The organism is Streptomyces sp. NPDC016677 (assembly GCF_055562815.1).
The window spans coordinates 150457-157576 of record NZ_JBVHEO010000019.1 but is presented as its reverse complement, the minus strand read 5'-3'; the positions used below and the strand labels follow the sequence as shown (position 1 = coordinate 157576).

6 protein-coding genes are annotated in these 7120 nt (G+C 73.4%); 2 read left to right on the top strand and 4 right to left on the bottom strand.

The window, feature by feature from the left end:
* Positions 1-332 precede the first annotated feature (332 nt).
* Entirely contained in the window at positions 333-599 is a 267-nt protein-coding gene (locus ACZ3IG_RS32840; protein WP_467436665.1) for a hypothetical protein, read from the top strand.
* Positions 600-735: 136 nt separating this feature from the next.
* Here ACZ3IG_RS32840 and ACZ3IG_RS32835 read toward each other — a convergent pair whose 3' ends face one another.
* Together ACZ3IG_RS32835 and ACZ3IG_RS32830 are read right to left on the bottom strand one after the other, a co-directional pair.
* Positions 736-2082 (bottom strand): SWIM zinc finger family protein, encoded by a 1347-nt coding sequence (locus tag ACZ3IG_RS32835; protein ID WP_467436663.1) that lies wholly within the window; start codon positions 2080-2082, stop codon positions 736-738.
* The gene (locus ACZ3IG_RS32830) at positions 2082-5006 is read right to left on the bottom strand and encodes a DEAD/DEAH box helicase (protein ID WP_467436680.1); all 2925 of its coding nucleotides are present in this window, start codon (positions 5004-5006) and stop codon (positions 2082-2084) included. Before ACZ3IG_RS32830 ends, ACZ3IG_RS32835 begins: the two co-directional genes overlap by 1 nt.
* A gap of 338 nt (positions 5007-5344) precedes the next feature.
* On the opposite strand from ACZ3IG_RS32830, the gene ACZ3IG_RS32825 reads away from it, so the two are divergent.
* Positions 5345-5527 (top strand): hypothetical protein, encoded by a 183-nt coding sequence (locus ACZ3IG_RS32825; RefSeq protein WP_215164397.1) that lies wholly within the window; start codon positions 5345-5347, stop codon positions 5525-5527.
* Between the two features lie 93 nt (positions 5528-5620).
* Here ACZ3IG_RS32825 and ACZ3IG_RS32820 read toward each other — a convergent pair whose 3' ends face one another.
* Entirely contained in the window at positions 5621-6625 is a 1005-nt protein-coding gene (locus tag ACZ3IG_RS32820) for a hypothetical protein (RefSeq protein ID WP_467436662.1), read from the bottom strand.
* Between the two features lie 137 nt (positions 6626-6762).
* Positions 6763-7059 (bottom strand): hypothetical protein, encoded by a 297-nt coding sequence (locus ACZ3IG_RS32815; protein WP_467436660.1) that lies wholly within the window; start codon positions 7057-7059, stop codon positions 6763-6765.
* Between the last annotated feature and the right edge of the window lie 61 nt (positions 7060-7120).

The following is a 7120-nucleotide window of genomic DNA, read 5'->3' as shown; positions in this document are numbered from 1 at the left end:
GCACGCGCGCGTGCCGGGACGACGCCATGGGCGTCGTCCCGGCGGTACGGCAGGGGCTTGTGGTGCGGGCAGGTCGTGCGGGCTGCCGTGCCTGTCTCCCGACTTGCGCGTAAGGGTCGCGTACCGCCCAGCCGGGGGTGACCCTGGACGGTATGGCCATGCCGCCCGCACGACCGCCACAGCCGCCGGGACCACCGGGTGGCCCACCCCCACCGGGAGGTGGCTTCGGTCCGCCCGCCGAGGGCTTCGGCCCCGGTCCGGGGCAAGAGGGCGGAGGCGGACACGACCCGAGACGGCGGCGGAACAGGCTGGTTCTGCCGCTCGCCCTCATCGTGGCGGCCGACGCCGTGGTCGCGATCGTGCTCATGGCGTCGGGAAGCGACGACTCGCCCCACGAGGAGCCGCCCGCCGAAAGCAGCGCCGCCGCCACCCCGTCGCGGTCCTTCGGCATCCCGACCGGACTGCCGACCGGACTGCCGACCGAGTTGCCGAGCCGACTGCCCAGCGAGCTGCCTTCCTTGCCGTCCGGATTCCCCAGCGAACTGCCCGGCGATCCGGAGTCCATGATCCCGTCCCTGGTCGCGCAGACGGCACCGTGACCGGTGAGCGCGTCGGGAAACGGAAGCTCGCCAGTGCCGGGGCCACCGATCCTGTGCCTGGAAGCGATCAGAGGTGGGCCTCGTCCTCGTCCTCCCCGGGCAGGCGTGGGGGCGGGAGGGCGAGGGAAGCCCCGGGTCAGGGCTCCTTGCCGGCCGCGAGCGTCGCCGAGGCCAGCGCTGTCGCAGGGTCCCTGGCCGCTTCGCCCGCGGGTACCCAACGGCCGTCCTCCTCGCGGTACGGCCACCACCGGCCGTCGGTGCCCAAGCGCAGCTGCAAGGGTTCCCCGGCGACCGTCCAGCGGTTGGACCGCGCCCGCAGCAACGGCCGTTCATCCTCGTCCCAGGCGGACTCCAGGGCGGCACGCGCGCGTGACAGCGTTTCGCCTTCCACCGTCCACTCCTCGTCCAGTACGGCAAGCGCGTCGACTCCGCCGAGCCGCCACGCGCGTACGGCCGCCGCGAAGCCCTTCGGATCGTGCCCCGACCCGTCAACGAGACGGGTCGCGATCGTTGGTGCTGGTGCTGGTGCTGGTGCTGGTGCTGGTGCTGGTGCTGGTGCTGGTGCTGGTGCTGGTGCTGGTGCCGATGTCGATGCCGGTCCGTCCGCCGCCAGGCGTACCGCGTCCCGCGCGGTGGACAACTCGCGTTCCAAGGGCCGCTTCCCGTGCCCGGTGGCCAGGGCTTCGACGAGCAGACGATGTGCCTCCACCGTGGTCCTCGACGCGAGGAAGGTCAGCGCTGCCGGGTCGACACCGGGCCCGGGGGCGGTGTCCGTGTCGAGAGACGGAGGCACACCCGGCTCGTCGGGGATGCCGGGAAGACCGGGCAGCGGCGGCAGCGTGCCGGCCGTCGCGTACGCCTCGGCGGCATCCACCCCCTCAGACCGGCAGGCGTCCTCGGCGGGCGGACTTCCCTGCGCCTGGAGGGCGTCCCGTACGGCCCGCTCACCGCGTCCTCGCACCAGCAGCAGGACGAACGGGTCCTGATCCAGCAGCCGTGCCACCTGGTAGCACAGCGCCGCGCTGTGCCCGCAGTGGTCCCAGGCGCCGCAGTCACACTCCGGCTCCAGATCGCCCGTGCCCGGCAGCAGTTCGACGCCGGAGGCCGCCGCGTCCTCCACGAGATGCGGAGGCATCTCGTGGTCCAGCAGGGCCGCGACATGACCGGCCCGCTCGACCGCCATGCCGACGAACCGGTCCCACTGCTCACCGGACCACTCCGGCAGGAGGACATCGGTCCGGTGCCCCGTGCCGTCCCGGTCCCGGACGACCGCCGTGATCCGCCCGGGCCGCACGGACACCGCGCCGACCGCCCCCGAGCGGGCGAGTCGACGGCCGGTCCGCACCTGCTCCCCGTCGAGCGCCGACTCCTCCAGCACCCGCACCCAGGCCCGGCCCCACCACGTGCGCGCGAAGCCCCGCCCGGGCGTGGGCGGCGGCGTGGCGAACGTCCGCTCCGCGTCATCGTCGTCGTACCCGGTCATCACACCCCACCCCGCAGTTCCACCAGATCGGCCAGCTCCGCGTCCGTCAGCTCCGTCAGAGCCCGCTCGCCGGAACCGAGCACGGCGTCGGCCAGTTCCCGCTTCCGGTTCAGCAAGGACGCGATGCGGTCCTCGACCGTCCCCTCGGCCACCAGCCGGTGCACCTGCACCGGTCGTGTCTGGCCGATGCGGTAGGCGCGGTCGGTGGCCTGCGCCTCGACGGCCGGGTTCCACCAGCGGTCGTAATGCACGACGTGCTCCGCGCGGGTGAGGTTCAGGCCGGTGCCCGCCGCCTTCAGCGACAGCAGGAACACGGGCGCCTCGCCGTCCTGGAAACGCCGTACCGACTCCTCGCGCGCGGTGACGGATGTTCCGCCGTGCAGGAAGAGCGAGGCCACGCCTCGCGCCGCCAGGTGCCGTTCGAGCAGGCGGCCCATCTGCACGTACTGAGTGAAGACCAGCACGCTCGCCCCCTCGGCGAGGATCGTGTCCAGCAACTCGTCGAGCAGCTCCAGCTTCCCCGAGCGCCCCGCGATGCGCGGGCTGTCCTCTTTGAGGAACTGCGCCGGATGGTTGCAGATCTGCTTGAGTCCGGTCAGCAGCTTCACGATCATTCCGCGCCGCTCCATGCCGTCGGCGTCGGCGATGTCGGCGAGTGTCTCCCGCACCACCGCTTCGTACAGGCCCGTCTGCTCCGCCGTCAGCGACACGGCATGGTCCGTCTCGGTCTTCGGCGGCAGTTCGGGCGCGATACCGGGGTCCGACTTGCGGCGGCGCAGCAGGAAGGGCCCGACCAGCCGGGACAGCCGCTGTGCCGCGGCCGGGTCCTGGCCGCCCTCGACGGCCCGCGCGTAACGGGCACGGAAGGCACCGAGCGGGCCCAGCAGCCCCGGAGTCGTCCAGTCCAGGATCGCCCACAGCTCCGACAGGTTGTTCTCCACCGGCGTGCCGGTGAGCGCCACGCGCGCGCGTGCCCCGATGGCGCGCAGGTGCCGCGCGGTCGCCGAGTAGGGGTTCTTCACGTGCTGGGCCTCGTCCGCCACCACCATGCTCCACGGCACTCCGGTCAGCCGGTCCGCGTCCAGGCGCATCGTGCCGTAGGTGGTGAGGACGAACTCGCCGCCGTCCAGGTTCTCCAGTTCGCGTCGGGCGCCGTGGAACCGGCGTACCGGGGTGCCGGGCGCGAACCGCTGGATCTCCCGCTGCCAGTTGGCCATCAGCGAGGTCGGGCAGACCACCAGGGTCGGGCCGGCGGACGCCGCGTCGGTCTGCCGGTGCAGATGCAGGGCGATCAGCGTGATGGTCTTGCCGAGCCCCATGTCGTCGGCCAGACAGCAGCCCAGCCCCAGCGACGTCATCCGCACCAGCCAGTCGAGGCCCCGCCGCTGGTAGTCCCGCAACGTCGCGGCCAGGGCGGCCGGCTGGTCCACGGGCTCCTGCCCCTCGGGGTCGGTGAGCCGCTCCCGCAGCTCCGCCAGCCACCCCGTGGGCCGCACCGGGATCCGGTGCCCGTCGACCTCGGCGGAGCCCGTCAGAGCCGCGGCGAGCGCGTCGACAGGTGTGACCTTGCGATCCTGCCGGTCGCGGGCCCGACGCGCCTCCTCGGGGTCGACGAGCACCCACTGATCACGCAGCCGTACCAACGGCCGGCCGGCCTCGGCGAGCCGGTCCAGGTCCTCGCGGGTGAGCTGCTCGCCCCCCAGGGTGAACGTCCAGCTGAAAGCGAGCAGCGCGTCGGCGGACAGGAACGACGGCCCGCCGGCGGTGACCAAGGCACCCGTTCCGTCGCCACCGTCCGCGGGACCGACCTGCGCGCGGCAGGCCAGGCCGTGGGGTGTCTCGCGGGGCCAGTGCACGTCGACTCCGGCGCCGGCCAGCGGCCGGACGCCACTGCCGAGGAGCTCGGCGACCTCGTCGTCGGCGAGTTCGACGGCATCCGGCACGGCGGCCGACAGCAGCGGCGTGAGCGCCGGCCAGGCACGGGCGGCCCGGCGCAGCGCAAGCAGGGCGGCCGTCCGCGCGGGTGGGCCAAAGGCGTCACCCGCGGCGCCGGCCCAGACATCGGCGGCGTCCGCGACCAGCGCGGGATCGCTCACGCTGTGCACCTGTGGCACGGCACGGAACCCCGGTGCCCCTTCCGCCCCCGTGTCCACAGCCGATCCGGACGGCCCCGTGCCGGCGGCCACTCCAGAAGGCTTCACGCCTGTGGCGGGCCCGGACCGCTCCGCGCCTGTGGTGGGCCCGGAGGGCTCCGTGGCCGCCGGCAGTCCGGAGACCTCGATCCGCAACGACAACCGCACCCCCGCGTCGTGCACGGCGGCGACACCGTCCGCCCACGCGCGCAGCTCGGGCCGGAGCTGCTGCCGCCGGGCGGCGTAGGCGTCCCCGCCCGTCACGAGCGGGGCGGCGGGGGAGCGGGGCAGCGTGTCGGCGACGGCGTCCAGGAAGGCCCGTACCAGCGGCTCCGGATCGGGCAGCCGTACGGGGCCGGTTCCCTCCACCGGCACCGCGTGCGCCTCGGGCGGCATCGCGGCGGCAAGACGGCGGACGAGTTCCGTATCCTCGCCACGCAGCGGCCCCACGCGCCAGGCGTCGTGGCCGGCCGGGGACAGCCCGGGCAGCAGCAGACCGCGCGCCACGAGGTACAGGGCGTGCACGGCCGCCGCACCCCAGAACCCCGCCGCCCGATGCCTGTCCGGAAGGGCACGCGCGCGCGTGAGCACCGGTACGGCCTCGCGCAACGGCAGCAGAACGGCCGGTACGCCCACCTTCTCGACACGGCCGCCGTCGGGAACGGCGACCGTCAGGCTCGTGGCGGTCCCCGCGGCGATGTGCGGTGGCGGGTCGCCGTCCGGCCGCCAGAAGGCGACACCACCGGTACGGGCAGGCTCACCCGGCAGGAAGACGGCGCAGCAGCGGGCCAGTTGAGGGATCTCTGGCGGAGGGGCCGAGGGAGTCGACTGATCGGAGATGACTCACTCCTCAATTTTGACTAGTGGTGGCGGGCCGCCGATAGTACAGGAATACGCTGCTGATCGGGTGTGCTCGAATGTGACGTGGGACACCATGTGCAGAGGTGGGCGAGGCGGGCAGAGGCCGGACGGGACCGACGGGCTCTCTTGGCTCACCCGTGTGGTGACGGACCTCAGGGAGGACTCAGGGTCCTGTCTCAGGGACGGCTCAGGGTCGCGATCGGAACCGCGGCGAGCGCGGGACCGTTTTCAGAGCAGAGAGCGGCACTGGCCGCGGAGGAGGCGACATCATGTCGAAGAACGCCAAGATCGCCGCAGGGGGTGTGGCGGTCGGGCTCATTCTGTGGATCTGGCTGCCCTGGTGGGCCGCCCTCCTGATAGTCCTGGGAGTCCCGGCCGCCGCGTACCTCACGCTGGACCCGTCCCAGCGGCGCCGACTGCGCCGTGTCAGCCGCAAGGAACTCGGCCGCTGACGCGCTGAGCACAGGGCCACAGGAGCCGAGCCGTCGGCTGCCCCGGGGGCCGGATGCCGGGAGACCCGGCCGGCTCGACGGCCCGGTCGCGGCTCAGCCGGGACGTACGGCCAGCTCGTCGAGGGCTTTCAGCAGGCCCGGCAATTCCGGACCCCGGCCCACCGGAAGGACCTCGCCGGGCTCGTCGTCCAGGAGTACGAAGGCGATGTCGTCGGTCCGTGCCACGAGCGACCAGCCCGGACCGTCGACACGCAAGGTACGGGCGTCGCCCGCCGCGAACGACGACCGGATCCGGCCGAGCGGCGGCGGTGTGTCGACGTAGGCACGGGCTTCCGCGAGCACCCGCCGGACACTGCTGAGCCCTTGCCCCGCTCCCGCGCCCGGCGTACTTCCCCGGGCGGGCTCCCCGGCGCTGCCCTCACCCCGGACCTCGCCCCCGGCCCCGTCCCCGACCACTGCTTCCGGCTCTCTCGCCTGACCCGCCTGACCCGCCTGACCCGCCAGGTCCGCCAGGTCCGCCAAGCCCGCCAGGTCCTGCGAACCCTCCAGCTCTTCCGAGTCATCGGCCGTGCCGGTGCCGTCCGCCGCGGTCGCGAACCCAGAGTCGTCCACCTGCTCCCGCCACCGCGCCCAGTGCAGAGCGATCTCGTCGGCTCCCAGGCGTCGCTGGGCAGGCCCCCAGGCGTTCGTGTCGGGAGGTGACAGCGGGGGCCGGTCGTCCGCCTCGGGAGCGGGGTCGTGCGGCGCGGGTACGCCCGGAGCCGCCACGGCGACCGCGAGGGGCCAGCCGGGCAGCGCCGTCACGACGGTGCGCTCGTCCGGCGACAGTTCGTGTTCCATACCGCAGTCCCAGGAGGCTATGGCCACCGCGACCAACGAGACATCGTCGATCACCACCGTCCACCGAGCCCCGGAACCGTCCTGCCCGAGCACCAGTCCGTAGCCGTCCGCCAGTGGAGGGAGACCGAGCGCCGCGCACGCCTCCGGATAGTCGTCGCCCAGCACGCTCGGAAACTTCGCCGGAGTCAGCAGCACCGCCGTGAGCACGTAGAGCGCGTCGTCCTCGGCGGCGACGGCGTCCTCGTCCGTCCGGACCATTCCAGCCTCCCCATCGGTTCGACCAACGGCGCGCACCCTAGTGCGGCCGGAAGCCGCTTGTCACGACTCCCCGACGTACCCGAGCTGCGGTTTTCCGGCTGGCCGGGCCAAAACGACCATCGGATGCGGGTGCCACGTCAGGACACCGGCAGCCCGAGCAGTGCCCGGGCCACTGCCCGCGGCGGCTCGTCGCGTTCACGCGCGAGCGCGACGACGGCCCGGCACGCCAGCTCGTTCACCCCGAAGGACAACGCCTCCGGCGACACCCGGCCCGCCGCCTCGTCCATCCGCTCCTGGTCGTCCTCCACCTGTGCCGACACATAAGCGGCGGCCGCCTCGAAGAGGTTGTGCCCGCCGCTGTCGCGTCCCGTCTTCCCGGCCGTACTCAGCACACTGAGCAATCTGTCCCAGGTCTTGCGCGCCCTGCCGAACAAGCTGACCACCGTCCCCCTGTGCCGCCGCCATGACCGACCGTGCGTATGTCCCGGTACTCAA

Bases quoted from the DNA above. Each gene is read 5' to 3' on its own strand.
- ACZ3IG_RS32835 (WP_467436663.1), bottom strand. From the start codon at position 2,082: ATGACCGGGTACGACGACGATGACGCGGAGCGGACGTTCGCCACGCCG.
- ACZ3IG_RS32825 (WP_215164397.1), top strand. From the start codon at position 5,345: ATGTCGAAGAACGCCAAGATCGCCGCAGGGGGTGTGGCGGTCGGGCTC.
- ACZ3IG_RS32820 (WP_467436662.1), bottom strand. From the start codon at position 6,625: ATGGTCCGGACGGACGAGGACGCCGTCGCCGCCGAGGACGACGCGCTC.